The sequence below is a fragment of the Streptomyces cyaneofuscatus genome (assembly GCF_000718135.1).
Lineage (GTDB): Bacteria > Actinomycetota > Actinomycetes > Streptomycetales > Streptomycetaceae > Streptomyces > Streptomyces cyaneofuscatus.
Genome location: NZ_JOEM01000008.1, coordinates 294,477 through 321,138 on the forward strand (window position 1 = coordinate 294,477; position 26,662 = coordinate 321,138).

The 26,662-nt window shown below is 71.6% G+C and carries 26 protein-coding genes and 1 pseudogene; 16 read left to right on the plus strand and 11 right to left on the minus strand.

What is annotated here, in order from left to right:
* Window positions 1–10 precede the first annotated feature (10 nt).
* A complete protein-coding gene (gene aztB, locus IF17_RS0115780) occupies window positions 11–871 on the minus strand; it encodes a zinc ABC transporter permease AztB (protein ID WP_030566354.1) in 861 nt (286 codons plus the stop codon).
* Window positions 872–886: 15 nt separating this feature from the next.
* On the opposite strand from aztB, the gene aztA reads away from it, so the two are divergent.
* Window positions 887–1,633, plus strand: coding sequence for a zinc ABC transporter ATP-binding protein AztA (gene aztA, locus IF17_RS0115785; protein ID WP_078615910.1), 747 nt, complete (start codon window positions 887–889; stop codon window positions 1,631–1,633).
* 51 nt (window positions 1,634–1,684) lie between these two features.
* Here the strand turns inward: aztA and IF17_RS1000000140390 are convergent.
* Window positions 1,685–1,834: pseudogene (locus IF17_RS1000000140390) on the minus strand (sigma factor); the annotation flags it as partial.
* Window positions 1,835–2,478: 644 nt separating this feature from the next.
* Here IF17_RS1000000140390 and IF17_RS0115790 point away from each other — a divergent pair.
* The 8 genes from IF17_RS0115790 to IF17_RS0115825 all read left to right on the plus strand — a co-directional run bounded on the left by IF17_RS0115790 (window position 2,479) and on the right by IF17_RS0115825 (window position 11,226).
* Complete coding sequence (locus tag IF17_RS0115790; protein WP_244890496.1) at window positions 2,479–3,648, plus strand: glycosyltransferase; 1,170 nt, start codon at window positions 2,479–2,481, stop codon at window positions 3,646–3,648.
* On the plus strand, window positions 3,645–4,730 hold the full coding sequence (locus tag IF17_RS0115795) for a glycosyltransferase family 4 protein (protein ID WP_032772026.1): 1,086 nt from the start codon (window positions 3,645–3,647) through the stop codon (window positions 4,728–4,730). The genes IF17_RS0115790 and IF17_RS0115795 overlap by 4 nt, the downstream gene beginning before the upstream one ends.
* Window positions 4,727–5,749, plus strand: a complete 1,023-nt coding sequence (locus tag IF17_RS0115800; protein WP_030566362.1) for a glycosyltransferase — start codon at window positions 4,727–4,729, stop codon at window positions 5,747–5,749. The genes IF17_RS0115795 and IF17_RS0115800 overlap by 4 nt, the downstream gene beginning before the upstream one ends.
* On the plus strand, window positions 5,749–6,603 hold the full coding sequence (locus IF17_RS0115805; RefSeq protein ID WP_030566363.1) for a glycosyltransferase family 2 protein: 855 nt from the start codon (window positions 5,749–5,751) through the stop codon (window positions 6,601–6,603). The genes IF17_RS0115800 and IF17_RS0115805 overlap by 1 nt, the downstream gene beginning before the upstream one ends.
* A gap of 38 nt (window positions 6,604–6,641) precedes the next feature.
* On the plus strand, window positions 6,642–8,921 hold the full coding sequence (locus tag IF17_RS0115810; protein WP_030566364.1) for a catalase: 2,280 nt from the start codon (window positions 6,642–6,644) through the stop codon (window positions 8,919–8,921).
* Window positions 8,922–9,118: 197 nt separating this feature from the next.
* Complete coding sequence (locus IF17_RS0115815) at window positions 9,119–10,171, plus strand: APC family permease (protein ID WP_030566365.1); 1,053 nt, start codon at window positions 9,119–9,121, stop codon at window positions 10,169–10,171.
* A gap of 55 nt (window positions 10,172–10,226) precedes the next feature.
* Window positions 10,227–10,622 (plus strand): VOC family protein, encoded by a 396-nt coding sequence (locus IF17_RS0115820; RefSeq protein ID WP_030566366.1) that lies wholly within the window; start codon window positions 10,227–10,229, stop codon window positions 10,620–10,622.
* A 136-nt stretch (window positions 10,623–10,758) separates the two neighbouring features.
* The gene (locus IF17_RS0115825; protein ID WP_030566367.1) at window positions 10,759–11,226 is read left to right on the plus strand and encodes an MSMEG_6728 family protein; all 468 of its coding nucleotides are present in this window, start codon (window positions 10,759–10,761) and stop codon (window positions 11,224–11,226) included.
* A 370-nt stretch (window positions 11,227–11,596) separates the two neighbouring features.
* Here the strand turns inward: IF17_RS0115825 and IF17_RS0115830 are convergent, their stop codons facing one another.
* Window positions 11,597–13,075, minus strand: a complete 1,479-nt coding sequence (locus IF17_RS0115830) for an aminotransferase class I/II-fold pyridoxal phosphate-dependent enzyme (protein ID WP_030566368.1) — start codon at window positions 13,073–13,075, stop codon at window positions 11,597–11,599.
* Between the two features lie 457 nt (window positions 13,076–13,532).
* Between IF17_RS0115830 and IF17_RS0115835 the strand changes: the two genes are divergently transcribed.
* Together IF17_RS0115835 and IF17_RS0115840 are read left to right on the plus strand one after the other, a co-directional pair.
* Window positions 13,533–14,159, plus strand: a complete 627-nt coding sequence (locus tag IF17_RS0115835) for a hypothetical protein (protein ID WP_030566369.1) — start codon at window positions 13,533–13,535, stop codon at window positions 14,157–14,159.
* A 52-nt stretch (window positions 14,160–14,211) separates the two neighbouring features.
* Window positions 14,212–14,859: a class F sortase gene (locus tag IF17_RS0115840; protein ID WP_030566370.1), complete on the plus strand. Its 648-nt coding sequence runs from the start codon at window positions 14,212–14,214 to the stop codon at window positions 14,857–14,859.
* A 102-nt stretch (window positions 14,860–14,961) separates the two neighbouring features.
* On the opposite strand, the gene IF17_RS0115845 is transcribed toward IF17_RS0115840, so the two are convergent.
* Window positions 14,962–15,189, minus strand: coding sequence for a hypervirulence associated TUDOR domain-containing protein (locus IF17_RS0115845; protein ID WP_030566372.1), 228 nt, complete (start codon window positions 15,187–15,189; stop codon window positions 14,962–14,964).
* Between the two features lie 78 nt (window positions 15,190–15,267).
* Here IF17_RS0115845 and IF17_RS1000000140395 point away from each other — a divergent pair, with 78 nt between their 5' ends.
* The gene (locus tag IF17_RS1000000140395) at window positions 15,268–15,360 is read left to right on the plus strand and encodes a hypothetical protein (RefSeq protein ID WP_356374404.1); all 93 of its coding nucleotides are present in this window, start codon (window positions 15,268–15,270) and stop codon (window positions 15,358–15,360) included.
* An 85-nt stretch (window positions 15,361–15,445) separates the two neighbouring features.
* Here IF17_RS1000000140395 and IF17_RS0115850 read toward each other — a convergent pair whose 3' ends face one another.
* Window positions 15,446–17,077 (minus strand): phytoene desaturase family protein, encoded by a 1,632-nt coding sequence (locus IF17_RS0115850; RefSeq protein ID WP_030566374.1) that lies wholly within the window; start codon window positions 17,075–17,077, stop codon window positions 15,446–15,448.
* Window positions 17,078–17,114: 37 nt separating this feature from the next.
* The gene (locus IF17_RS0115855) at window positions 17,115–17,597 is read right to left on the minus strand and encodes an SRPBCC family protein (RefSeq protein WP_030566376.1); all 483 of its coding nucleotides are present in this window, start codon (window positions 17,595–17,597) and stop codon (window positions 17,115–17,117) included.
* Between the two features lie 300 nt (window positions 17,598–17,897).
* Between IF17_RS0115855 and dhaK the strand changes: the two genes are divergently transcribed.
* The 4 genes from dhaK (at window position 17,898) to IF17_RS0115875 (ending at window position 20,599) form a co-directional block, all read left to right on the plus strand.
* A complete protein-coding gene (gene dhaK, locus IF17_RS0115860; protein ID WP_032771990.1) occupies window positions 17,898–18,890 on the plus strand; it encodes a dihydroxyacetone kinase subunit DhaK in 993 nt (330 codons plus the stop codon).
* A 74-nt stretch (window positions 18,891–18,964) separates the two neighbouring features.
* Complete coding sequence (gene dhaL / locus IF17_RS0115865; protein WP_030566380.1) at window positions 18,965–19,579, plus strand: dihydroxyacetone kinase subunit DhaL; 615 nt, start codon at window positions 18,965–18,967, stop codon at window positions 19,577–19,579.
* A complete protein-coding gene (locus tag IF17_RS0115870) occupies window positions 19,576–19,986 on the plus strand; it encodes a PTS-dependent dihydroxyacetone kinase phosphotransferase subunit DhaM (RefSeq protein WP_030566382.1) in 411 nt (136 codons plus the stop codon). Before dhaL ends, IF17_RS0115870 begins: the two co-directional genes overlap by 4 nt.
* 106 nt (window positions 19,987–20,092) lie before the next feature.
* The gene (locus IF17_RS0115875) at window positions 20,093–20,599 is read left to right on the plus strand and encodes an NUDIX hydrolase (protein WP_030566384.1); all 507 of its coding nucleotides are present in this window, start codon (window positions 20,093–20,095) and stop codon (window positions 20,597–20,599) included.
* Here IF17_RS0115875 and abc-f read toward each other — a convergent pair.
* From abc-f to IF17_RS0115900, 5 genes are all read right to left on the minus strand, one after another.
* A complete protein-coding gene (gene abc-f, locus IF17_RS0115880) occupies window positions 20,560–22,248 on the minus strand; it encodes a ribosomal protection-like ABC-F family protein (protein WP_030566385.1) in 1,689 nt (562 codons plus the stop codon). The two genes, IF17_RS0115875 and abc-f, sit on opposite strands and share 40 nt — an antisense overlap.
* A gap of 331 nt (window positions 22,249–22,579) precedes the next feature.
* Entirely contained in the window at window positions 22,580–23,620 is a 1,041-nt protein-coding gene (locus IF17_RS0115885) for an NAD(P)-dependent alcohol dehydrogenase (RefSeq protein WP_030566387.1), read from the minus strand.
* A gap of 106 nt (window positions 23,621–23,726) precedes the next feature.
* The gene (locus tag IF17_RS0115890; protein WP_030566389.1) at window positions 23,727–24,509 is read right to left on the minus strand and encodes an SDR family NAD(P)-dependent oxidoreductase; all 783 of its coding nucleotides are present in this window, start codon (window positions 24,507–24,509) and stop codon (window positions 23,727–23,729) included.
* Entirely contained in the window at window positions 24,506–25,228 is a 723-nt protein-coding gene (locus IF17_RS0115895; RefSeq protein WP_051884015.1) for a TetR family transcriptional regulator, read from the minus strand. The genes IF17_RS0115890 and IF17_RS0115895 overlap by 4 nt, the downstream gene beginning before the upstream one ends.
* 91 nt (window positions 25,229–25,319) lie before the next feature.
* Window positions 25,320–26,528 carry a PP2C family protein-serine/threonine phosphatase gene (locus IF17_RS0115900; RefSeq protein ID WP_030566394.1) on the minus strand — a complete coding sequence of 403 codons (1,209 nt, stop codon included), beginning with the start codon at window positions 26,526–26,528 and terminating at the stop codon, window positions 25,320–25,322.
* Window positions 26,529–26,662 lie beyond the last annotated feature (134 nt).

Sequence of the window (26,662 nt, forward strand, 5' to 3'; positions counted from 1 at the left end):
CTGGCTTCTTTCAGTCGACTTGGAGCTGGGATGCGGTGGAGTGGGCCCGGCGTGTACGCCGGTCACGCAGGCCGGACAGCACGTGGGACAGGAAGAAGAGGCTCACCGCGAGGGCCGCGACCGTCGCGCCGGCCGCGGTGCTCAGGTGCCAGGACAGCAGCAGTCCGCCGAAGGTGGCCAAGGTGCCGAGCAGGGCGGCGAGCGCCATGACTCCGTACACGGAGCGAACCCAGGGCAGAGCGGCCGCCGGTGGCGCGATGAGCAGCCCGAGGACGAGCAGCGTTCCCACGATGTGGAACGAGGCGACGATCGCCAGGCCCAGCAGGCCGAGGAGCACCGCGTGGGCCAGGCGCGGCCGCAGCCCCAGGGTGTGGGCCTTGCGCGGGTCGAACGCCAGGGCCAGGAAGGCCCGGTGGCCCAGGACCGACACCGCCAGCGCCGCCAACGCCGCCGTCGCGAGCACGAGGAGGTCCTGCTGCCTGACGGCGAGGACGTCTCCGAAGAGAAAGCCGGTCAGGTCGACCGCGAAGGACTGCGAGCGCGACACGATGATCACGCCGAGCGAGAGCATGCCGACGAACAGCAGCCCGATGCCGGTGTCCTGCGACAGCCTCGGTGTCCGGCCCAGAGCGGTGACACCGGCCGTCATGACGGCGGCGCTGACCACCGCACCCACCATCAGGTTGCCACCGAGGAGCGCGGCGACCGCGACGCCCGGCAGCAGCCCGTGGGACATGGCGTCACCGAGGAAGGCCATCCCCCTCAGCACCACCCAGGTGCCCGCCTGCGCACAGATGACGGAGACCAGCATCCCGCCCCACAGGGCCCGCTGCACAAAGGTCACCTCGAACGGGACCGTCAACCATTCCATGCGCCGGACACTACAATGAAAATCATGTTCAACAAACCGCGCCTCTCGCCCACCCCGGCCCTCGATCGGACCGTCGCGCTCCGCTTCTCGGAGCTGTGCGCCGGCTATCCGGGGCGCCCCGTTCTCCAGCAAGTCAGCGGAGAAATAACTAAGTTGGCCACGACGGCACTCGTCGGCCCGAACGGCAGCGGCAAGTCGACCCTGCTCGGCGTGTTCGCCGGTGTGATCAAGCCGACATCCGGGGACCTCTTCCGTAGCGGTGACCGCCAGCCCGCCTTCGTGCCGCAGCGCGGGGCGGTCGGTGACACGCTTCCTCTCACCGTTCGGCAGACCGTGGAGATGGGGCGCTGGGGCGAGCGCGGCCCGTGGCGCCGGCTCACCGCACGGGACCACGCGGCCGTGGACGCGGCCCTCGACCGGCTCGGCATCGGCGACCTCGCCTCACGCCAACTGGGCGAGCTGTCAGGCGGGCAGCGTCAACGCGCCCTCATCGCCCAGGGGCTCGCGCAGGAGTCGGACCTCCTCCTCCTCGATGAGCCGACCACCGGCCTGGACCCGGAGGCCAGGGACCGGATCGGAGCGCTGCTGGCGGCGCTCGTCGCCGACGGGGTGACGATCGTCCAAGCCACGCATGATCTCGCGGCGGCGCGCGCGGCGGACGCCTGCCTCCTGCTCCAGAACGGCCGCCTCACCCGGCAGGGACGACCGGACCAGGTCCTCACGACGACGTCGTCGCCGACCCGGATCCGGCAGGCGCTCTGAGGAGCCAGTTTCGAAGGTGTGATCGCGGAAGTGCCGCTTCAGCTCGCCGACGACCGTCGGAACCGCGTATGTCTCGAAGGCCGTGGCGCGTAACGGGTCGAAGCGGTCCACCGCCTTGACGAGGCCGATGGCAGCCACCTGCCGCAGATCGTCCATCGTCTCGCCGCGGTCACGGAACCGGGAGGCGATCCGATGAGCCATCGGCAGCCACGTACAGATCACCTCGGCGCGCAGCCTGTCCCGCTCGCGTCCGGCAGGCAGGCAGGTCACGCAGCGTCTCGAAGGCCTGCTGGGCGGCCGGTGCGTCTACCGCACGCCGTCCGTGGCCGGGATGCAGCCTGCATGTGCCTTCTCTCCTCGCCGACGATGGGGTGGACCACCGTGGGAGTACGTGGCGCCGGTCGGACAGGGCCACCCGGGGTTTCCACGGGCGCGCCTCCTGTCCGAAGCACGTAGCCCGCGTGCCCGTGCGCACAAGGTCCAAACGCCTCGCTCCCAGTAAACCCGTGAGCCCCGGCCTCGGCAGCCGGAGACGAGCGGTGGCGAGCGCCCGGGCTCCAGCGGCCTCGACGTGCCGACGTTGTCCTGACCGGGCCGTGACTTCGGCGCCTCCGCGACTTCCTCGGTCGGCACGCGTTTGATCTGGGGATTCGGGGAACTCAGAGGGCTCGGGCCGGAACGCAGAACGGCTCCTTCACGCCACCGATCCAGCCAACCACCCGCCGATCACGGGCGGACAAGCACGAATCAGCCCTGACGTGGACTTCACCGTACGGTGCCGGGCACGGCGCTCCTGCCGTCCACGGGCCAGGCGGATGCGGGCATGACCGAACGAGGAGATCATCGTGGCCGAGCCAATGGCCGACCGCCGTCCGAGCGAATCACCGCTCCGAACGACCAGCACTCACCGCGACGCGGAGGCGGTGCGCAGCCATGCCGCCGGACAGACGTCCGGGTCCGGCGGCACCATCCGGATCGCGTCGGTCCCGGCCAACCACGTCTACGTACGCCACCTGTCCCCGCCCGAAGGCGACCGGGTCACCCGGCTCGACGACCCCCGCCCCTGCGGCGCTCCGAGCGGTTCCCAGCAGTGGTGGCCGCCGGTCATGCTGGACCCGGGCTGGGTGGACGAGCACGCCGACGCCTTCGACGTGTTCCACCTGCACTTCGGCTTCGACGCACAGACGCCCGAGGCGTTGAAGGAGCTCCTCGCGGCTCTGCGCAGGAACGGGAAGCCGCTGGTCTACACCGTCCATGACCTGGTCAACCCGCACCACGTCGACGAAGGCGAGCACCGGGCGCAGCTGGACGTGCTCATCCCCGGAGCGGACCGGCTCATCACGCTCACCCCGGGTGCCGCGCAGGAGATCGCCGCGCGGTGGGGTCGCACCGCCACTGTCCTGCCGCATCCGCACGTCGTCGAACCTGACGGACTGGTGCGCCCGCGGCCCGGCCACGACGCGTTCACGGTCGGGCTCCATGCCAAGAGCATCCGGCCCAACATGGACCCCCTTCCGGTGGTCCGCGTACTCGCCGATGTCCTGCCGGAGCTCCCCGGCGCAGTGCTCCGCGTCGACTGCCACCCCGACGTCGACGACCCGGCGAGCCACTGGTACGCGCCCGGCGTGCTCGACGAACTGCGCGGGATGAGCCGCGAGGGCCGGCTGGAGCTCAGCGTGCACGACTACTTCGACGACGACGCGTTGTGGGACTACCTGATCGGCCTGGACGTGTCCGTACTGCCCTACCGTTTCGGCACCCACTCCGGGTGGCTGGAGGCATGCTACGACCTCGGCACCACCGTCCTCGCGCCCTCCTGCGGGTTCTACGCGCAGCAGCGCCCGTGCCTCACCTACGGACACGACCGGCAGGGCCTGGATGCGGAGTCCCTGCGCGAGGCCGTGCGTACGGCCTACGAGGAGCGTCCCGTCCGGCGTGCCGACCCGGTGGAGCGCGGCGCCGAACGCTTCCGGATCGCCCGGGCCCACGAAGTGCTCTACGCGGGTCTCCTGTGACCGGCGCCCAGCGGCCCACGGCTCCCTTGCGCATCGCCCTGATCGCGTCCGCCAGGCACCCGATCGCCGAGCCGTTCGCCGGTGGTCTGGAGGCCCACACCTGGACGCTCTCCACGGCCCTGCGGTCCCGCGGTCACGAGGTCACCGTCTTCGCGGGGCCGGGGTCCGATCCGGAGCTGGGCGTGGTCGAGATGCCGTTGCGACCGGTTCGGATCAGTGAGAGCGCCCGCCGGGACACGAGCATGGTGGCGGCACCGTGGCTGGAGGAGCATCACGCCTACCTCCAGCTGATGCTCGATCTGGCGCGGGAGCCTTCGCGCTACGACCTCGTGCACAACAACAGCCTGAACTACCTGCCCGTGGCGATGGCCCCGGCGCTCCCCGTCCCGGTCGTCACCACGCTGCACACCCCGCCCACGCCCTGGATCGAATCAGCCATCCAGACCGCACCGCACTGCCCGGTGCACTTCAGCGCGGTCAGCTCCCACACCGCCGCCGCCTGGCGCCACATCGTCCCCACGGCCACCGTCGTCCACAACGGCATCGACACTCGGCGCTGGCAACCCGGACCCGGCGGGGACGACCTGGTCTGGTCGGGCCGGATCGTTCCGGAGAAGGGCGCACACCTGGCGATAGAAGCCGCGGAGCAGTCCGGCCGAGGGCTGCGGATCGCGGGGCCGGTGGGAGACACCGAGTACTTCGAGGCGTACGTCCGCCCCCGGCTCAGCCGCACCGTCACCTACGAAGGCCACCTCCACCAACCGGACCTGTGCAAGCTGGTCGGCTCCTCGGCGGCCGCAGTCGTGACCCCGTGCTGGGACGAACCGTACGGACTGGTGGTGGCGGAGGCCCTGGCCTGCGGTACGCCGGTCTGCGGGTTCGCCCGGGGCGCGCTGCCGGAGATCATCACGCCCGCCTGCGGACGCCTGGTACGGCCCGGCGACAGTGCGGCGCTCGCGAAAGCCGTCGAGCCCACGATCGGCCTCTCCCGGGCCGACGCCCGCCGGCATGCGGAGGCCTTCTGCTCCATGGACGTCATGACGCGCCGCTACGAACGCTTCTACCGGTCGGTGTCGGCGTGATCGGCTACTACGTACACCATCAGGGCAACGGCCATCTCCACCGCGCTCGCTCCATCGCCGCCCACTGCCCCCTCACCGTGACCGGACTCTCCTCCCTGCCCGCGCCCGACGGCTGGCCCGGCCCCTGGGTCCGCCTGCCGAGGGACGACGCCGGCGACCCGACCGCCTTCGGTGACGTGACGGCGGGCGGGCGGCTGCACTGGGCACCGGTCCTGCACACGGGGCTGCGTGGGCGCATGGCACGGATCGCCGAGTGGATCGCGGCGACGTCACCGGCGCTCCTGGTCTCCGACGTCTCCGTGGAAGTGGCCCTGCTCGCGCGGCTCCTGGGGACACCGACGGCGGTCGTGGCCATGCGCGGCGAGCGCACCGACCCACCGCACCGGATGGCCTACGACCTGGCCGAACTCCTTCTGGCGCCGTGGCCGTCAACGCTGCCGGAGCCCGGTTGGCCGCGGCACTGGCGGGCGAAGACGGTGCACACCGGAGCGTTCTCCCGGTTCGACGGCCGCTCCCCCGCACCCGCGCACGAGCCGGCGGACAGCCCGCGCCTCCGGCGGGTTCTGCTGCTCATGGGCTCGGGCGGCCGCGACATCTCCACCACCGAGGTCGCGGCGGCGCGGGCCGCCAGCCCCGGCTGGCGGTGGACGACGCTGGGCGGCCCGGACGGCCGGTGGTCGGCCGACCCCTGGCCCGCGCTGTGCGCGGCGGACGTCGTGGTCACCCACGCCGGCCAGAACGCCCTCGCCGAATGCGCCGCGGCACGCCGCCCGGCGGTGGTGGTGCCGCAGGAGCGCCCGTTCGGCGAGCAGGCGGCCACCGGACGCGCCCTCACCCGCGGACGGCTGGCGGTCGTCGCCGCCCGGTGGCCTCAGGCCCACGACTGGGCAGCGCTCCTCGAACAGGCCCGCGTCCACGGCGGTGAACGCTGGTCGCAGTGGGCGCCCGGTGACGGCGCCGTCCGCGCCGCCCGCGCCTTGGCCGACGCCGCGTCCGCGTACCAGGGGAGGGCTCGGTGATGCGTACCGCGGTGATCACTCCGGCCGCCGGACGGCACCGGCACCTGGCGCTGCAACACCGTGGCCTCGCTGCCGGTTCGCACGCTCCGGAGCAGTACGTGGTCGTCGCGATGGACGATCCGGACCTCGGCGCGGTACTCGCCGGGCGGGAGCCTGCCGCGAGGGTCGTCGACTGCCCGGTGAAGAACGGGAACCTGCCGCTGGCCCGCGCCCGGAACCTCGGCGCCGCCCGCGCCTTGGAGCACGGTGCCGAACTCCTGGTCTTCCTGGACGTCGACTGCGTACCGGGCGAACAGCTGCTGGAACGCTACCGGCAGGTCGCCCTGGACACCGAGCACCGGCGCTCCCTGCTCTGCGGCACCGTCTCCTACCTGCCGCCGCCGGGCCCGTACGGCTACCGGCTGGCCGAACTGCCCACGCTCGCCGAGCCCCACCCCGGCCGGCCGGCTCCGGCGGCCGGGGAGCTCCACCGGGGCGAGGACTACGCGCTGTTCTGGTCCTTGTCCTTCGCCGTGACGGCCGAGACCTGGCGCACCATCGGCGGGTTCTGCGAGGAGTACGAAGGGTACGGCGGCGAGGACACCGACTACGGCCAACGGGCCCGCGCGGCAGGTGTCCCGCTCACCTGGGTCGGCGGCGCCCCGGCCTTCCACCAGCACCACCCGGTCTCCGACCCGCCGGTGGCGCACCTGCGGGACATCCTGCGCAACGCCGAGACCTTCCACCGCCGATGGGGCTGGTGGCCGATGACCGACCGGCTCCACGCCTTCGCCGAACGCGGACTCGCCCACCAGGACCGCGCCACCGGACGCTGGCTCCTCGGTCCGGACCGGACACCTCAGCGACCACGTTGAGGGCTCCCGAAACACACCACGAAAAGATCGGAAACTCCATGAGCGAGAAGAAGAACCCTGTGAAGGCCGCGGCCGAGAAGGTGGTCGACAAGGTCCAGGAGGCCGTCGACCCGGGCAACGAGATTCCCGGCGCGCCGGGGCCGGTGCCGCCGCCGGTGGACGAGCCGACCGAGCCGACAGGTCCGCTGCCGCCCAAGTCGGACCAGCGGGGCCCGGACACGTACAGTCCGACCGGGCAGGAGACCGGAGTCCCGCAGAAGAAGGTGGCGCAGGACGGCGCGTACCTGACGACCGCTCAGGGCGCCCGGCTGTACGACACCGACCACTCGCTGAAGGCCGGGGCGCGGGGGCCCGTGCTGTTGCAGGACCACCACCTGCGGGAGAAGATCACGCACTTCGACCACGAGCGGATTCCGGAGCGCGTCGTCCACGCCCGGGGCGCGGCCGCCCACGGAGTGTTCCAGGCCTACGGCACAGCGGCCCCCGTGTCGAAGGCCGCCTTCCTGGCGAAGGGCGTGGAGACACCGGTCTTCGTCCGCTTCTCCACCGTCCTCGGTTCACGCGGCTCGGCGGACACCGTGCGCGACACCCGGGGCTTCGCGACGAAGTTCTACACCGAGGAAGGCGTCTTCGACCTGGTCGGGAACAACATCCCGGTCTTCTTCATCCAGGACGCGATCAAGTTCCCCGACGTCATCCACGCCGGCAAGCCGCACCCCGATCGGGAGATCCCGCAGGCGCAGAGCGCCCACGACACGTTCTGGGACTTCGTCACCCTTCACACCGAAGCCACGCACCACACGCTGTGGAACATGTCCGACCGGGGCATTCCCCGTTCCTACCGGATGATGGAGGGCTTCGGCGTCCACACCTTCCGCCTCGTCAACGCCGAGGGTGACAGCACGCTGGTGAAGTTCCACTGGAAGCCTAAACTCGGCGTGCACTCCCTGGTCTGGGAGGAGGCGCAGATCGCTGCCGGAGTCGACCCCGACTTCCACCGCCGGGACCTGGCGGACGCGATCGAGGCCGGCGCGTTCCCGCAGTGGGAGCTGGGCATTCAGACGTTCCCCGACACCCCGGAACAGAACTTCGCGGGAATCGACCTCCTCGACCCGACGAAGATCGTGCCCGAGGAGATGGCGCCGGTCCAGCCGATCGGTCTGCTCACCCTCGACGCGAACCCGTCGAACTACTTCGCCGAAACCGAACAGGTCGCCTTCCACCTCGGCCACCTCGTCCCCGGCATCGACGTCACCGACGACCCGCTGCTCCAGGGCCGCCTCTTCTCCTACCTCGACACCCAGCTCACCCGGCTCGGCGGCCCCAACTTCGGCCAGTTGCCGATCAACCGCACCCACGCCCCGGTCAACGACATGCTCCGCGACGGCATGCACCAGACGGCCGTCCACCGCGGGGTGGCACCGTACCGGCCCAACTCCCTCGACGGCGGCTGCCCCTTCCTCGCCGGCGAGGACACCGGAGCGTTCGTCGAAGTGCCCGCCGAGGTCGCCGCGAGCGTCAAGGAACGCAAGGCTCCGGCCTCCTTCGACGACCACTACAGCCAGCCGCGTCTCTTCTGGCTCAGCATGACGCCCACCGAGCGCGAGCACATCATCGCCGCCTACACCTTCGAGCTCGGCAAATGCTACGAACAGGCCATCAAGGAACGGGCCCTGACCGTCCTGGCCAACATCGACAGCGAGCTCTGCGCTCAGGTCGCCGCAGGTCTCGGCCTTCCCGCACCGGCCGCCGACGCCCGGGTCACCGACCCCGCCCCCAGCCCCGCGCTCTCCCAGCTCGGCCGGACCTGGCCCCTGGACGGCCGCATCATCGGCATCATCGCCGACGCGCACGCCGACCTGGACGGCGTCAGGTCCGTACGGCAAGCAGTCCTGGACGCCGGGATGGTCCCCCTCGTCATCGCCCCGGCCGGCGGCACCATCGGACCGGACGAGGACCCCGTCACCGTCCAGCGCACCTTCACCACCGCACGTTCCGTCGAGTTCGACGCCCTCCTCATCGCCGGCGCCCCGGCCCCCGGCGCGGACGCCTACGGAGCCCGCGACGCCAAGGTCGACGACGGCGCGGCGGTGGCCGCCGGCATCGATCCCCGGGTCCTGCTGCTGGTCGCCGAGGCGTTCCGGCACGGCAAGGCCATCGGCGCATGGGCCGATGGCCCGGAATCTCTGGAGGCCGCCGGCATCGCCTCCGACGTACCCGGCGTGGTGACCGCCGGGGATGCGGCCGCGGCCCTGGACGGCCTGGCCGACCTGCTGGCCCATCACCGAGTCTGGGAGCGGTTCACCCCGGCCGTCTGACGCCGGTCCCTGCGGCCTCGGGAGTCGAATCGTCCCGGGGCCCAGGGCATCGGGGGCACCGCATCGTACATAGGCCGATCGGCCCTGAAAGCGGGGCCGCGCCGACGAGGACTGACGGCCGGTACGGGCATCGGAGGGATTCACCGACTGGTGGACGGTGGGCTGGGTACCCGGCGCCCGTGAAACCACTTCCTACGATGCCTCCGGCCTCGGACTCGCCGACCCCGCTCAAGAAGGCCCTCACCACTCCGTTGCTCTACTTCTTCATCCTGGGCGACGTCCTCGGAGCGGGCGTGTACGTCCTGGTGGGCGAGGTCGCCGCCGAGTCCGGCGGTGCCGTATGGGCTCCGCTGGTCGTGGCCCTGTGCCTGGCCCTGCTGACGGCCGCCTCCTACGCCGAGCTGGTCACCAAGTATCCGCGCGCCGGTGGCGCCTCCCACTACGCGACCCTGGCTTACGGGCCGTTCCTCGGGTTCTTCGCCGGCTTCTGCATGCTCGCCGCCGGAGTGGTGTCGGTGGCCGCTTTGACCCGGGGGTTCGGCGGGGACTACCTGACCGAGTTCATCACCCTCCCCGTGGTGCTCGTGACCGTCGTCTTCCTGACCGCCTTGGCGCTGCTGAACGCGCGGGGCATCAGCGAGTCGACCCGGGCCAACGTCGTCGCCACGGTCATCGAGGTCGGCGGACTGCTCCTGGTGATCGGGCTCGGCGCCTGGATCGTGTTCCGTGGGGACGGAGACCTGAAGCGCCTGACCGACCTGGGCACCTCACGTGAGGGGCCTGTGGCTGCCGTGCTCAGTGGCGCGGTGCTCGCCTACTACTCGTTCGTCGGGTTCGAGACGTCCGTCAACGTGGCCGAGGAGACCCGGGACCCCCGGCGCTCCTACCCCCGGGCGCTCTTCGGCGCACTGCTGACCGCGGGTGCGGTGTACGCGCTGGTCGGCGTAGCCGCTTCCGCGGCTGTGCCGACGGAGACGCTGTCGGAATCGAGCGGTCCGCTGCTCGAAGTGGTCCGGGCGGCCGGAGGCGTCCCCACCGAGCTGTTCGGCGCCATCGCCCTGGTGGCCGTCGCGAACGGCGCGCTGCTGACGGGCATCATGTCCTCGCGCCTGGCCTACGGCATGGCGCTATCCTGCGTCCTGCTCGCCACCCAGATCGAACAGGACGTCTGGCTGCGGGGGTTGATCCTGCTCGCCGTGGGCGCGGGCCTGGCCACCATCGCGTCGGTCCGCGCACGTCGGGCTTCTTGACCGGCCCGTAGGGGCAGGCCCCACCGGCACCCGACCCTGGATGGAGAATCGAGGCATGGCAGAGGTACCCCTGGAGATCAACGCCCTCATCATCGACGCTGCCGACCCCGAGCGGCTCGCCGCGTTCTGGTCCGAGTTGCTGGGCCGACCGATCGTGGACCGGGCCGGCCCCTACGTCTGGCTGCGGCGGGAGAAGGGGCTGGGCTTGGGCTTTCAACAGGCCGGTGAGCCCGAGCCTGGGAAGAACCGCATGCACTTCGATATCACCTCCGCCGATCCTGGAGCCGAGCAGCAGCGGGTCGAGGCACTCGGAGGACGACGCCTGGAGGGGTACGCTGACGGCGGTTTCCTGGTGATGGCCGACCCCGAGGGCAACGAGTTCTGCATCATCCCGAAGGGCTCCGGCTCCGTCGGCCTCGATGACGAGGGGCGCGCCCACTACCTCGATTGAACTCTTCAGAAGGTGACGTCGGTGCGGTAGGAAGAACGCTCCTCTCCACCCGTCCCATAAGCCCTGGGCCATCCCTTCCCGGCAGAGAACGGGCGCCCAGGTGCTGGGCAGGGGCTGCTGTGCGAGATTGACATACATGCAGACGTTCCTGCCCTATCCCGACTTCGTCGCATCCGCCGCCTCGCTGGACTTCCGGCGTCTGGGCAAGCAGCGCGTCGAGGCACTCCAGGTGCTGCGCGGCCTGACGGTCCCTGACTACGGGTGGCGGCACCACCCGGCCGTTCGCATGTGGGCGGGGTACCAGGAGGCGCTCGTGCGGTACGGGCTCGAGATCTGCCGGGTGTGGACGGCTGGTGGGCACGCGGATACGTGCGCCGTTTCACTCGTGGCCGGCTTGTCGCCCCGAGGGACGGATCCAGGTGTGCGTTCGCAGGCAGAACTCGCAGCGGCTCACGAGCTGCCGCCGTGGCTGGGGGACCCCACCTTTCACCGCAGCCATCGGTCCGCGCTTCGGAGCAAGGACCCGGCAATCTACGCTCCCCTGTTCCCGGACGACCCCGACGGCCTGCCGTACGTGTGGCCGGCCTCGGACCGCTCCGGATAGCCGAAGAATCCGGAACTCCGAGCATCGCGAACTTCGGCACGGCGTAGTCACCCACGGGCGCGTTGCGGCTCACTCCGTCGGTCAGGCCGACACGGGCGGGCCTGATCGAGAGCCCGACGGCTGGCAGACCGATGCCAGCGGGCGAGTCCGCGATGGCGCATGTCCGGAGCCGGTCGGTCATCGGCCACCACCCTCAGCAGCGGTGTAGGGCCTTGGCGTTGCGCGGTGTCCCGGGCAGGTGCGCCCCGGCGGGGCCGGAGACGGGAGTGTCGTGGTCGGTGTCCTCGCCGCCACTCCCTTCGTACTCCTCGCGGAGTCCACCGTCGGCAGAGGGGGTGATTGTCCTCAAGTGCCCGACGTGAGGGTTCAGTCAGTCGGCACCGACATCGCGCGTGGAGACACGAACAGTGGCCATGGTGGGGTCGGCGGCATCGGGCACAAGCATTCCCGCGTCGACGCCGGTCCTGAGGTACTCCACTACGGCCCGGTCAAGAACTTCCCCGGGAAGGACGGCGGGGATGCCGGGCGGGTAAGGCGTGAGCGTTTCGGCGCAGATCCTGCCGACCGCTTGTTCCGTCGGCAGCTGCTCGACGTCACCGAAGAAGGCGTCGCGTGGCAGCGTCGCCTGTCGGAGGCGAAGTTCGCCCGGGTCCGGAACGCGGATGTCCGGAGCGGGAGGAAGCTCGTCGGCATGCGCAACGAGATCACGCAAACCGTCAAGGAGGCGTGCCGTGGTCGTGTCATCGTCGGCGTGCGTGAGCTGGGCGTTGATACGCCGGTGATCGGACGTGTGCAGGTTGATCCGATGGTTTCGCCGGAGCCAGTCGGCCGCGTCGTAACCGCTGAGCTTGAGTCCGCTCAGATCGATGAAGACCTGCAGCGGGTCCATGTCGAAGGCTCGCCCGGGCGCGCAGAAGTCTCCGCGGTCGTTGACGTGCAGGCCCTCCATGTTCTCGATCTCCGCACGCACACGGCGGACCCTGGAAAGAGCGTCGTCCAGAAGCCCATGGCCGTGTTCCACCATCTGACGGCGCCACCCGTCCAGAGCCGCATAGATGAGGACCGAGGGGCTGGTCGTGTCCAGCAGGTCGGCTCGGGAGGCAAGCGTTCTCGCGGAGATCAGGTCGCCCTGCAGGTGGAAGACCGACCCCTGCTCAAGACCTGAACCCATTTTATGGACTGATGTCACGCACACGTCCGCGCCTGCGTCCATGGCCCAGGTAGGCAAGTCGGGGTGAAAGGGCAGATGCGCACCCCAGGCTTCGTCCACGATCAGCGGCACACCTCGCTCATGGCACAGCGTCGCCATAGCCTGCAGGTCGGCGCAGGTGCCGTAGGGTGTCGGACTGGTGATCAAGGCCCCCTGCGCGTCCGGATGTTCCGCGAACGCCGACGCGAGTGCCTCAGGAGTCGGCGGGTGTGCCAGGTGCAGGGCAGGATCCCATCGAGGCTCCACCCACACCGGCCGGATGCCCGCGAGAATCAGGCCCGAGACAACTGATTTGTGCGCGTCTCGACTGACCAGCATCTTCTCATGCGGTCCGGCGGCGGCAAGCATGGCGGCCTTCACGGACAGTGAGCTGCCGCAGGTGGAGAAGAATGTGTGCTCGGCACCGACGGCGTCGGCCATCAACTCCTGCGCCTGCTTCAGGATCCCCTGTGACGAGGTGCGGTCGTCCAGACCGGACACCGCCAGCATGTCCGCGTCGAAGACCGCATCTCCCAAGACCGCCCGAACTCTGGGGTCGGCTCCGCGGCCCTGCTTGTGGCCGGGCGGTGTGAACGGCAAGAGGTTTCGTGCGTGATACGCCTTCAGAGCGTCAAGTACAGGAACTTGCGAGTGGTCCATGGACGGCAGCTTCCCATTGAAGGAGCCGGGATTCGCCGTGACGAGACCGTTGAGGCCCGCAGATGACCACCGCGTCCGGCATCGCTGCCTCCTGACGTTCGCGCCGAGTCTCGCCCCAGAAGCTGCCCTGCCGTCCCTCGGTCGGCCGTGACGGTCATGCGACCCGGCGTTCACCCCTTGGCGTCCACTCGACTGCCGGTCGACCGATGACGAACCGAGGCCGGGCCCCCCTTCTCCGCGTAAAGGCGGGGCCGTTCCGGGGTCGTCGGCCGCGTCAACGCTGCCGCCTCCCGCCCTCGATGCGGTCCGGGAGTCCGGATGCCACTCGTGCGCTATCTGCCGAACAGGGCACTTCCGTCATATTCACGTGTCTTATGTGACTTTTACGTCGATTCATGACATGCCTTAGGCGATCAGGTGATCAGTACGACAATCATCTCGGCTTGAAGGAGCCTCCATGCGTATCTCCAGTTCCGTCCGCTCCCGCAGCGCCCGCACGGGGGCCAAGGTGGCCGTCGCGGTCGCGGTCGCCGGCGCCACTCTGGCCGGAGCACCCGCTGCCTACGCCCTCCCTGGCGACAGCGGTGACATCGACATCCGCTCGGTCAGCTGGCACTCGCGCGGTGACCGCGACGGGGTCGAGGTCTGCAAGTTCGTGCTGGCGGCGAGCAACTTCGAGTCGCTCCCCTCGGTCCCCTGGACGATCACCGAGCAGCCCCCGACGGTGCCGCCGGGGACCACCCTGCTGGACACCCTTCCGCTCATCAACGGCAGCGCGCGCAGCGAGACGTACCTGCTGCCGGAGGGCACGTACCAGCTGGTGTGGGTCGTCCCGGTGGGCCCGAAGCAGAAGAGCTTCAAGGTCGAGTGCCCCGACCGCGGTCACGGCGGCGGCAAGCCTCACAAGCCGCAGCGGCCCATCGGCGCGGTCCCTGCGGGCGGCGGCGGTGTCCCGGACATGGAGCCCATCAGCTCCGAGAGCGACTCGAACGCCGGAACGGCCGCCGCCGCGCTGGTCGCCGGGGGCGCAGGAGCCGCGGGCCTGATCATGATGCGCCGTCGCCGTGCCCGTGGCGAGGCGTAACACCCGCTGCCGACGGCGACGACGAGGACCGACACGCGCGTGCCGTCTCACCATGACGCTGTCCGTGACGTTCTCTCTGGTGGCCGGCATCGTCTGGGTGTCCTCGGACTCCTCCGAGGACACCCGGACGGTCACCGCCGCCCGCGGCAGCGACGCCGCGGGCGGCGGGACCGAGCCGTTCCGACGGGCACCGCACACACCGGACAAGCACGTGCCCGCCTCGCACGCCCCCCTGGTTCCCTCCCGCCCGCTCAAGGTCGCCATTCCCGCCATCTTCATCGAGGCGCCCGTCACCGGACTCGGCCTCGACACGAAAGGCCGGCTGGAAGCACCGCCGTTGAGCAAGCCCAAGCTGACGGGCTGGTACGAGAAGGGACCGTCGCCCGGTGAGGACGGGACAGCCCTGCTCGTGGGCCACCGGGACACCCGGACCGGCCCCGCCATCTTCCTCAACCTCAACGCACTGCGCCGGGGCGACAAGGTCAACGTGGTGCGCGCGGACCGCAAAACCGCGGTGTTCACCGTGGACGCGGTCAAGACGTACACGAAGGACAAGTTCCCCGACGACAAGGTGTACGGGGAGACCGGGCGGCCCGAACTCCGCCTGCTGACCTGCGGCGGGCGTTTCGACGAGAAGGCGGGCTACTCGGCGAACGTCGTGGTCTTCGCCCACCTCACGTCGCTGAGGAAGGTCGCCTGAACGGGGCGCTCAGGCCAGGCCGGTACCTCGGGGACGAGGTACCGGCCCCCTTCATGGCCGGGAGTCAGGGAGCGGGTGGGCCGGAAGTCCTGCCGAGGGCCATCAGGAGTGACGGCCCTTCTTGCGGAGGGCGCTGGGCTTGTGCACGGCGGAGCGGCCGGACTTGTCGCTCTCCACCTCATATTGCGGTTCATCGGGAGAGGCGTCGACGGTGCGGCCGGCCGCCTCGGTGCGATCGGTGATCTTCTTCTTCACCTTGCCGGTCACTTCCTGGCCATGGCTCTTCCACGACACTTCATCGTTCTTGCCGAGTCTGCCCTTTCGAGGCATGGAGATTCCCTTCCCTGCGGACGATTCACACCCTCTCCAGGCTCGCCCCAGCAGCCCGGCTGCGCATCCGCTGGGGACATGCCGAAAGTCATCACCCCGCCGGCGTGGCGAGATGTGTGGATGTGCCCGTGGCCCTCCGGTCACGTGCAAGCGGTGTACTGCGCCTGCTGAGCTAGAACCGACAGACCCGAAGCGGAACGGGCCGGTTCGGCGCGGACAAGGCTCCTGTGGGGGCCCGTCGCCCCTCACCCTCGTTTCAGGTGGCGCGGGGCCTTCCGGCCCGGTCTCGGCGGGCCAGCAGTCGCTGGGCCGAGGTCAGCGCGTGCGCCGTCACCCGTGTGGAGCGGATGGCGGCGCGGGCGGCGTTGGCACCGGGGGCTCCGTGCACTCCCCCGCCCGGGTGTGCTGACGCGGACGCCAGGTACAGCCCTCGTACCGGTGTTTCGGGGCGGCCGGTTCCAGGAACCGGCCGGAACACCAACTGTTGGTGTATCGAGGCCGTGCCCGCGTTGATGGCTCCGTTGTGCAGATTGGCGTCCGCGGCCTGCAGGGAAAGCGGGGTGAGAATCCGCCGGGCCCGGATGCGGCTGCGGAAGCCGGGCGCGTAGCGCTCCACCTGCTGTTCCACCCGGTCGGCCATGCGCTCCGACTCCCCTCCGTTCCACGCGCCGGTCAGCCCTTCCGCACCTGCGTCCGCCTTCACCGTGTGGGGCACATGCGTGTAGGCCCACGCCGATTCGGTGTCCCGGGGGGACCTGGACGCGTCCGCCGTGGTCATCTGCCCCATCAGCAGGAACGGACGGTCGGGGACGAGGCCGCGGGCGATCTGGGACGCGAACCGGGTGAGTTCGTCGACGCCTTCCGCCAGGTGAACGGTGCCCGCCGATGCGGCAGCCGCGTTGCTCCAGGGAATGGGCCCGTTCAGCGCCCAGTCCACCTTGAACGTGGCGAAGTCCCACTGGAACCGCCGCATGTCGTCCAGCAGCCGACCGGGCAGATGCTCCGAGGCGACCAGCGAGCCGTAGAGACTCGGAGCGGACACATCGGCCAGCACAGCACGACGAGCGGGAATCGCCTCCCCGGACTCCGTACGGACGCCTACGGCGCGCCCCTGCCGTACGACGATCTCGGTCACCCGGTGGCCGCACCGCACGCTTCCCCCGCGGCCCTCCAACCGCCGCACCAGCGCGGTGGTGAGCGCCCCGGCGCCGCCGACCGGAACGGGGAAGCCGAGCGACTGCCCCAGCATGGACATCAGCCACCCGAAGCCGCCGCTGCCCGCCGCCTCGGGGGACAGATCCGCGTGAAGAGCGTTGCCTGCGAGCAACAGCCGACCGCCCTGGCCGTCGAACTCCTCCTCGCCCAGCCTGCGAACCGGAAGGAGCAGACTACGGGCCAGCCGCAGCCCACCCGCCGCCCTCAGGCGCGCTGCCAGCACCGCCCCGGAGCGGACGGGCGGGAAGGGAGAGAACAGCGCGCGGGTGATCTCGTCGCCCAGCTGGTCCCAGATGCGGCAGAGGCCCAGCCAGCCGTCGCCGTCGCCGGGTGCGAAGCGGTCGAGGCCGGCGGCGGTGGCCGATCGGTCGCGGTCCAGTACAGCGCAGCTGCCGTCGAGCAAGGGGTGGGCGAGCACCTGGGGCGCATGACTCCAGCGGAGCCCCTCGCGGTGCAGACCCAGTCGTGCCAGCACGGGGGAAGCGGCTGCCAGGGGGTAGAAGGAGCTGAACAGGTCGTTGACGTACTCCGGGTGGACCGCGCGGTCACTGCGCACTGCTCCGCCCGGTTCGTCCTGCGCTTCCAGCACTTCCACCGACCAGCCGGCGTCCGCGAGCAGGTTCGCCGCCACCAGCCCGTTCGGTCCGCTGCCGATCACCACTGCGTCGACCATACGTGTCATCCTCTGTGCGGGAAGCGGGTTGTTCTCATCACCGGTCGGCTCGGGCGCCGGTGCGCGCGCCGGCGCCCGAGTTCGCGGGCGTGACGCGTTCCACGAGTCGGGCGAGGCGCGCCAGCATGGTGCGGTGGCGAATCTGGATGAGGGAGTCCAGCAGTACGTTGTGCAAGGTGCCGCCCAAGCCTCGCAGCGGGTGCTCGTCCACGATCACGAGGGTCTTGTCGCCCCACGGCCGGATATCCAGGGCGATACGGGCCGAACCCAGCGCACCCGCTTCGGCTTCCAGCTCCAGGGCGCGGGGCCGTTCGATGCGTCGGACCACGGTGCGGCCGGTGAACTCCTTGGGCCCCAGGCGCACGCTGTAGGTGATCGACGACCCCGTTTCCGGCCAGTCACCGCTCTCCCGACGGGATCCGGAGGTGCCCACCACCCATTCACCGTAGAGACGTTCGTCTTCCAACACCGCCCACACGGCGGAGGGCGAACGGTCTATGAGGTGGTGTCGAGCAGCCATGTCTTCCTCGGTCCGTCGGTTGAGCCTGCTGGGTCAGGTGTGCTGCCGCTTGCGAGTACCACCGATTGCTGCCGGGAAACATGGAAGCCGCCCTTCGCGAAGGCGCCGTGCGTCTGCAGGATCATGGGAGACGGTCAGCAGCTCACAGCCCCGCCCGAAGCCTCACAAGTCAGCATCAGTACCGCTGGAGGACACTTCCGGGCACCGAGGACCCGCCAGGATCAATAACTCATCCCACCTGCTTTCACCAGGGGAAACGCAGGTCGACAAGGACTCTGCCACACCCACGAGGAGACAGACGTGAAAATGCTCATCAACGTCCCCGAGACCGTCGTCGCCGACGCCCTGCGGGGCATGGCCGCCGCCCACCCGGAACTGACCGTCGACGTGGAGAACCGGGTCGTCGTACGGCGGGACGCGCCGGTGGCCGGGAAGGTGGCGCTCGTCTCGGGGGGCGGATCGGGGCACGAGCCGTTGCATGCCGGGTTCGTCGGGCCCGGGATGCTGTCGGCCGCCTGTCCCGGGGAGGTGTTCACCTCGCCCGTGCCGGACCAGATGGTGCGGGCGGCAGCGGCGGCGGACAGCGGGGCGGGGGTGCTCTTCGTCGTCAAGAACTACACCGGTGACGTGCTGAACTTCGAGATGGCCGCCGAGCTCGCCGAGGACGAGGGCATCCAGGTCACCCAGGTCGTGGTGGACGACGACGTGGCGGTGAGCGACAGCACCTTCACGGCCGGGCGGCGCGGTACGGGGGCGACGCTCTTCGTCGAGAAGATCGCGGGGGCGGCGGCGGACGAGGGCGCGCCCCTGGAGCGGGTGGCCTCGGTGGCCCGGCAGGTGAACGAGGCCACCCGGAGCTTCGGGGTGGCCCTCAGCGCGGTCACCACCCCGGCGAAGGGCAGCCCCACCTTCGATCTGCCCTCCGGTGAGCTGGAGTTGGGCATCGGCATCCACGGTGAGCCGGGGCGGGAGCGGCGGCCGATGATGACCTCGGGCGAGATCGCCGACTTCGCGGTGGATGCGGTGCTGGAGGACCTCCGGCCGGACGGCCCCGTGCTGGCGCTGGTCAACGGGATGGGGGCGACGCCCCTGCTGGAGCTGTACGGGTTCAACGCCGAGGTCCAGCGGGTGCTCTCCGAACGGGGTGTGCCGGTGGCTCGTACGCTCGTGGGGAACTACGTCACCTCGCTCGACATGGCAGGCTGCTCGGTGACGCTGTGCCAGGTCGACGAGGAGCTGCTGCGGCTGTGGGACGCGCCCGTGGAGACGCCCGCGCTCCGCTGGGGCAGGTGAGCCCCGCGCCGGACCCGACCGTGCTCGTCACCCGTACCGACCGTGCCGGACAGGCCCGGGGAACAGGAGATCATGTGCTGGACGCCGACTTCTTCCGCCGCTGGATGGCGGCCACCGCGACCGCCGTGGACCGTGAGGCGGACCGACTGACCGAACTGGACTCGGCGATCGGGGACGCCGACCACGGCAGCAACCTCCAGCGCGGTTTCACGGCGGTGGCGGCCGTGCTGGAGAAGGAAGCGCCCGCGACCCCGGGCGCGGTGCTGACCCTGGCGGGGCGGCAGCTGATCTCGACCGTCGGCGGGGCGTCCGGGCCGCTGTACGGGACGCTGCTGCGCCGTACGGGCAAGGCGCTCGGCGAGGACGCCGAGGTGACGCGGGACCAGCTCGCCCAGGCGTTCGCCGCGGGTGTCGCAGCGGTGGGGCAGCTCGGCGGGGCGCAGGCCGGGGACAAGACGATGCTGGACGCGCTGCTGCCGGCGGCGGAGGCCCTGGCCTCGTCGTTCCAGGGGGCTGCGGACGCGGCCCGCGCGGGCGCCGAGGCCACGGTGCCGTTGCAGGCGCGCAAGGGGCGGGCCAGCTATCTCGGCGAGCGCAGCATCGGCCACCAGGACCCGGGGGCGACGTCGGCGGCCCTGCTGGTGGAGGCGTTGGCGGAGACCGCGCGGGACGGGGGTGCGGAGGCATGAGCGGCGCACCGCAGGTGGGCATCGTGCTGGTCTCGCACAGCGGTCCGGTCGCGGAGGCGGTGGCCGAGCTGGCCCGGGGCCTCGCCGCCGGCGGCGTGACGGCCCCCGTCGCGGCGGCGGGCGGGCTGCCGAACGGCGGGCTCGGCACCAGCGCCGAGCTGATCGGCCGGGCCGCCGCCTCGGTGGACCGGGGCGCCGGGGTGGCGGTTCTCGTGGATCTGGGGAGCGCCGTCCTCACGGTGAAGGCGATGCTCGCCGAGGGCGACGAGCTGCCGGAGAACACGCGACTGGTCGACGCCCCGTTCGTGGAGGGCGCGGTCGCCGCCGTGGTGACCGCGTCGTCCGGCGGGGACATCGGCGCGGTGGAGGCGGCGGCCTCGGAGGCGTACGGCTACCGCAAGACGTAGTCGTACGACGGGTGGGGGCGGGGTCCGCGATGCGGCTCCGTCCCCTTCCGCCTGTGCAGCGCCCGTCGGTTGGCGTGCCGCGCACCGTGCTTGCAGACTTGACGACATGTCGGCAGGCAAGCGCAGTGCGGGGCTTCTTCTCTTCCGGACCACGGGTACGGGGGGCGAGCGGGATGTCGAGGTGCTGATCGGGCACATGGGCGGACCGTTCTGGGCCGGACGGGAGGAGGCCGCCTGGTCGGTGCCGAAGGGTGAGTACGGCCCCGACGAGGAGCCGGAGGCGGCCGCGCGGCGGGAGTTCGAGGAGGAGCTGGGGGTGCCGGTGCCGGACGGGGTCTGGCTGCCGCTCGGCGAGTCGCGTCAGCGCAGCGGCAAGACGGTGACCGTGTGGGCGGTGGAGGCCGAGCTGGAGGTGGCCTCCGTGGTGCCGGGGACGTTCACGATGGAGTGGCCGCGCGGCTCCGGCGTGCAGCAGGAGTTCCCGGAGATGGACCGGTTCGCCTGGTGCACGCCGGAGCAGGCCGCCGAACTGCTGATCGTCGGCCAGCGCGTCTTCGTGAAGCGGCTGCGCGCTCAGGTGCGCGGGGAGGCCGCCGCTTCCCCGGAGGCGTAGGCCGGTTCCGGGCGGGAGACCGGGCGGCCGGACCGCAGCTCCAGGACGTCACCGGTGAAGCGGGCGCGGAAGCTGCGGTCGTGCGAGACCACGACGACGGCTCCCGGGTACTGCGCGAGGGCCGCTTCCACCTCCTCCACCAGGCTCAGCGCGATGTGGTTCGTCGGCTCGTCCAGCACCAGCAGATCGGCCGGGCGGGTCACCAGCCGCGCCAGGGCCAGTCGGCGCTGCTGGCCGATGGAGAGCGACGCGACCGGCACGCCGAGGTCCTCGGGGCGGAACAGGCCGAGGCCGAGGAGCTCGTCCGCGTACTCGTCGGGGAAGCCCGGGCGCCCCGCCGCGAAGGTGGCGAGCAGGGTGCGCCGGGTCGGCCGGGCCGGCAGCTCCTGCGGGAGGTAGCCGACCCGGGCGCGGCGGAGGACCGTCCCGGTGTCGGGCGCCAGGTCCCCGGCGAGAACCCGCAACAGCGTGGTCTTCCCGGCCCCGTTGTCCCCGGTGACCAGCAGGCGGGCCCCGGCCTCCACGCGCAGGGCGGGGAGGTGGAGCCGCTCCCCCACGGAGACGTCCTCCAGCTCGGCCAGGGGGCCGTCGAAAGCGCTGGACTCCCCCGCCAGGGCCGGGCGGCCGGTGAAGGCGAGCGGCTTCGGCGGGGCCGGTACGGGTGTGCGCCGCAGCGCCTCCAGCCGGGTGCGCGCCGCCCTGACCTGGCCGGAGAGTTTGGCCTCGTGGGAGCGGCGGTGCTTGCCGAACCCCTGCTTCGGGTCCTTGCCCGTCGCCGCGAGCCGCTGTCCTGCGGCGTCCACCAGCTCCGCCGTACGGGCCAGGTCGCTCAGGTACTCCTGGTGCTCCTGCGCCCAGCGGCGGCGGGCCGCCGCCTTGGCGGTGCGGTAGCCGTCCCAGCCGTCGCCGTACCGGGTGACCGTGCGCAGGTCGCGGTCGACCTCCAGGATCACCGAGGTGACCCGCTCCAGGAACGCCCGGTCGTGGGTGATGGCGACGACGGTGCCCCGGTGGGCGCGCAGGTGCTCCTCCAGCCAGTTCACCGCCCGTACGTCCAGGTGGTTGGTCGGCTCGTCCAGGAGCAGCAGCTCGGGGGCGGCCGCCAGGACGCAGGCGAGGGCGAGGCGGGACTGTTCGCCGCCGGAGAGGGTGGAGAGCGCGCGGTCGCGGGTGAGGTGGGCGAGGCCCAGGCCGTGGAGAGCGGCCTCGGTACGGGCGTCGGCGCGGTAGCCGTCGCGCTCCTCGTAGGCGGTGAGGAGGTCTCCGTACGCGGCGAGTTCCGCCTCCGTGGCCTCGCGCCCCGCCGAGAGTGACTCCTCCGCCTCGCGGATGGCCACCTCCAGGGCGCGGAGTTCGGCCAGGGCCGCGTCGACGGCGTCCTGCACGGTGTCGGCCGGATCGAGGGCGAGGGTCTGGGCGAGATAGCCCGTGGAGCCGGGGAAGCGGACGGTGATCTCGCCGCTGTCCGGGCGCTCGGCCCCGGCGAGCAGCCGGAGCAGGGTGGACTTGCCGGAGCCGTTCTCGCCGATGACGGCGGCCTTCTCGCCGGGGCGGACGGTGAGCGTCACCTGGTCGAGTACGGAGCGGTCCCCGTACGCCTTGGAGACGTCCTTCATGGTCAGTTGGGCGCGGTCGCGCTGGGGGTGCATGGGTGCCTGTTCCCTGATTCCTGGGGTGACGGCCCGCGGCGGCGCGTACGAAGACGCGCGGGGGCGGGGCGTGACACGTGGGTGTCCGGACGGCGGAGGGACAGCGGCACACCGGGGGCGGATACGGCCGAACCCGCCCGGTGCGGTCACGGGCGGTGCTCGGCGGTCGGCCGGTATGCCTCAGCCGGTGACGTCAGGCGTCACGCGGCGGCTGTCCGGGCCGGGAATCAGCGGAAGTAGTAGTACGAACGCATGGCATCGAGTGTAGCGGCCGGCCGATTGCGGGGCCGGGGATTTTTACCGGCCCCGCAATCGGCGTACGGGAACGGGCTCAGCCGTTCGGCAGGATCACCGCGCGGCCGTTGATCCGGCCGTCGTGCAACCGCTCGTAGGCGAGCGGGGCCTCGTCGATGGAGTACGTCTCCACGTGGACGTCGACGGCGCCCGCGTGGGCCAGGTCGAGCACCTCGGCCAGTTCCTTGCGCGAGCCCCAGTAGGGGGCGCTGACGCTCGTGCCGTACGGCAGCGTTCCGAAGCCGACCGGGAGCGCGCCGCCGCCGATGCCGACGATGGTGACGTCTCCGTCGACCCGGGCGACGGCCCCGGCGGTCTCCACGGTGGGCGGGGCGCCGACGAAGTCCAGCACGACGTGCGCGCCGAGTCCCCCGGTCAGCTCCTTGACGCGGGCCGCCGCCTTCTCGTCGGAGAGGACGGCCTCGTGCGCGCCGACGGCCCTGGCCAGGTCGAGCTTCTCCTCGGTGACGTCGAGGGCGATGACCCGGGCGGCCGTCATGGCGCGCAGGAGCTGGATCGCGACGTGCCCGAGGCCCCCGGTGCCGATGACGACGGCCGTCGCACCGGGCACGAGCTTCGGCAGCGAGCGCTTGATCGCGTGGTACGGGGTGAGTCCGGCGTCCGTGAGCGACACCGTCTTCACCGGGTCCAGGTCGCCGATCGGCACGAGGTGGCGGGGGTCGTCGACGATCATGTACTCGGCCATGGCGCCGGGGGCGCCGAGCCCGGGCGGCATGATGCCGAGCTCCTTGGCGCGCAGGCAGTAGTTCTCCTTGCCCTCGGCGCAGTTCACGCAGATGCCGCAGCCCCAGGGCCCGTACACCGCGACGGAGTCGCCCTCCGAGAGGCCGTGCACGCCGTCGCCGAGGGCGGCGACCGTGCCGACGCCCTCGTGGCCGAGGGTGAGGGGCAGCGGGAAGGGGATCTGGTCGGCGGGCCAGCTCATCACCGCGATGTCGGAGTGGCAGACACCGGCGGCGGTGACCTTCAGCAGGACCTGGCCGGGGCCGGGCTCGGGGTCCGGCACGGTGACGACCTCGGGGGCTGCACCGACGGCCCGGTACTGGACGGCTTTCATGGGTCTCCTCGCTTCTTCGCTGCCTGGTGCTCTTGCTGTCGGCCCCCCGTGATGTCCCGCAGGTCCTTTGTCGCCCGCGGCTCCCCCGCCCGCCACCCGGGCGCCGTCACGGGGCGGAGTAGCCGCCGTCCACCAGGTGGTAGCTGCCGTGGATGAAGGAGGCCTTGTCGGAGAGGAGGAAGACGGTGAGTTCGGCGACCTCCTCCGCCGTGCCGAGGCGTCCGGCCGGGTGCAGGGAGATCAGGTGCTCGCGGGCCTGCGGGTCGGCGTTCCGCAGGAGCGGGGTGTCGATGAAGCCGGGGCCGACCGCGTTGATCCGCACGTTCTGTGCCGCGTATTCGAGCGCCGCCGTCTTCGTGAGGCCGACGACGCCGTGCTTTGCGGCGACATAGGCGGGCGAGCCCGCGAAGCCGTTGGTGCCGAGGATCGAGGACATGTTGACGACGGCTCCGCCGCCCGACGCGACGATGGCGGGCAGCTCGTGGCGCATCGAGTAGAAGACACCGCTGAGGTTGGTGGCGACGACGCGGTCCCAGTCCTCGACGGGGTACGCCCCGGTGGGGGCGGCCGGACCGGCGATGCCCGCGTTGTTCACGGCCAGGTGGAGGGCGCCGAAGGTCTCCACGGTGAACCGCACACCGGCTTCGACGGAGGCCGGGTCGGTGACGTCCATGCGTACGGCGGCCGCCCGCGCTCCCGTGCTCTCCAGCTGGGCGGCGGCCTTGCGGGCGCTCTCCTCGTCGTAGTCGGCGACGACGACGGCCGCGCCGGCGGTGGCGAGCAGCCGGGCCACGGCGAGGCCGATGCCGGAGGCGCCGCCGGTGACGAGGGCGGTACGGCCGGCGAACTCGGCCGAGGGGGTGGTGGGGCTGGTGCTGGTGGTGCTCATGAGGTTGCCTCTTCTGCTGTGTGTTCTGTGGTGCTGTCCCTGCGCTGCGGCGCGCTCGGTGCCGTGAGCAGGTCCGCCGCCAGGGCGTCGAACGCCTCGGTGACCAGCGCGGGCAGGGCGTCCGGGCGGCCTCCGCGCACCCAGGCGGCCTGGGCGGCGAGCAGGGCGCCCGCTCCCGCCGCCACCGTGACGGCCGGACGGATGTCGTGGCGCGGTTCGACGCCGAGCCGGTCCGCGAGGATGGCGATCGAGTCCTCCTGGGCGTCCACCCGGATGTGGTGGAAGGCCGCGTAGAGGGTCGGCTCCTCCTCGGCGACGGTCAGGAGGTCGAAGATCCGGGGGCGGCGGTGCCAGGGCTCCGCTTCCGGGTCGGCGAGCCAGGCGAGAACGGCACGCCGGTAGGCGAGGAGCGGGGGCTCCCCGGCCGGGCGGGACCGCAGGGCCTGGTTGATCCGGTCGCCGTCGCCCCGCAGGGAGTCGAGGGCGGCGGCTTCCTTGCTCGCGAAGTACCGGCTGAAGGTGCGGCGGTCGACGTCGGCGGCCTCCGCGATCTCCTCGACCGTGACGTACCGCAGCCCCCGGTCCAGCACCAGCTCGAACGCGGCCCGCGCCAGGGTCTCGCGGGTGCGGCGGGCCTTGCGGCTGCGCCGCTCCGGCGCCCTCCGGTCCGGGGCCGGACGCCCCGGGACCTTCGCTTCCAGGCTCTCTTCCGGACTCATATGTGCACCGTACACCTGAAAATGTCCCCACGCGACATTCGTCTCGTGGGGACATTCACCTCGTCCGTACGGGGCCGCCGTACGGGGCCGTTCAGTCGCTCACGGCCCCCGCGACCGGTCGGACCTCATCGGCGGCGGCCGCGGGCAGCGGCCTGCCGTCGCCCGGCGCCCTGCCCAGGGCGAGCGCGGCGACGTCGTCGCGCCGGATGCCTCCGGTGAAGGTCTCCAGGTCGACGTGGAGCGCGTCCAGCAGCTCGCGCGGACCGTGTCCGGCCCAGTCGGCCAGCCGCCGGTCCAGCGGGTAGAAGGCGCGGGCCGCGTCGCGGGCCTCCGTCACCCCGTCGGTGACGACGAGGAGGGTGGCGCCGGGCGGAAGGGCGAACGACTCCGCCGTACGGGTCTCCCGGCTGAGGCCGGCGAGGCCGAGGGGCACATAGGTCCGCTCCAGCCGTACGGCGGAGGCCCGGCCCTCGTGCAGCAGCCGCGGCGGCAGATGGCCGCAGTTCACCGCCTGTACGCGGTCCTCCTCGTCGAACCCGAGGACCAGCGCGGTCACGAAGCGTTCGGCCTCGCCGGTCTGGGCGGAGAACGCGTTGTGCCGGACGACGGCGGCCTCCAGGGCCTCCACCACCCCGGTCAGCGTGGGCTCCCGGACCGCCGCCTCACGGAACGCGGCGATCGCGGCGAACCCGGCTCCTATGGCCGCGATCCCCTTGCCCTGGACGTCCCCGATGATGACGCGGGTCCCGTACGGCGACTGGACGACCTCGTAGATGTCACCGCCGACGAAGCGGTCCTCCTCGATCGGCTCGTAGATGCCGTACGCGAAGACCTGGTCGGTGATGACGGGCAGGGGGCGCAGGATCTGGCGTTGCAGGGCGACGGCGGCGGAGCGGAGCCGGTCCATCTCGGTGGCGTGGCGTATGCGGGCCGCGCAGGCGGCGACGCCGAGGGCGCAGGCCAGCACGGTGAAGCCGATGCCGAACACGAAGTCCCAGAAGGTGCCGTCCCCGCCGAGCCCGGAGCCGACGACGACCGCCGTGATCCAGACCGCCACCCAGACGGTCTGCCGGAGGCTGCAGAAGACGGAGGCCAGGGCCGGGACGACCACGAGGAGGGGGATGACCCGGAGGTCCTCTCCCGTGACCACGTCGAGGAGGACGACCAGCACGCTCAGCAGCAGCACCAGGCCGGCCAGCGCCCAGTTCCCGATCCGGCCCCTGGCCGCCGTGGTGCCCGCGTCCGTACCCGGAAGGACCGTCATCCGGCCCGGTGCCCTGCGCCCTATCCCCAGGGACACGCCCGCTCCTCCTGTTCGCCGCCCGGTGCCGCCCGTGGTCCGGACGATCCCTTCCAGTTGACCGGCATCCGGGCCCCGGCGCAGGGGGGCATAGGGCCCGGAGGCGGGGCCGAACGTCCCGACCGGGACGTCCG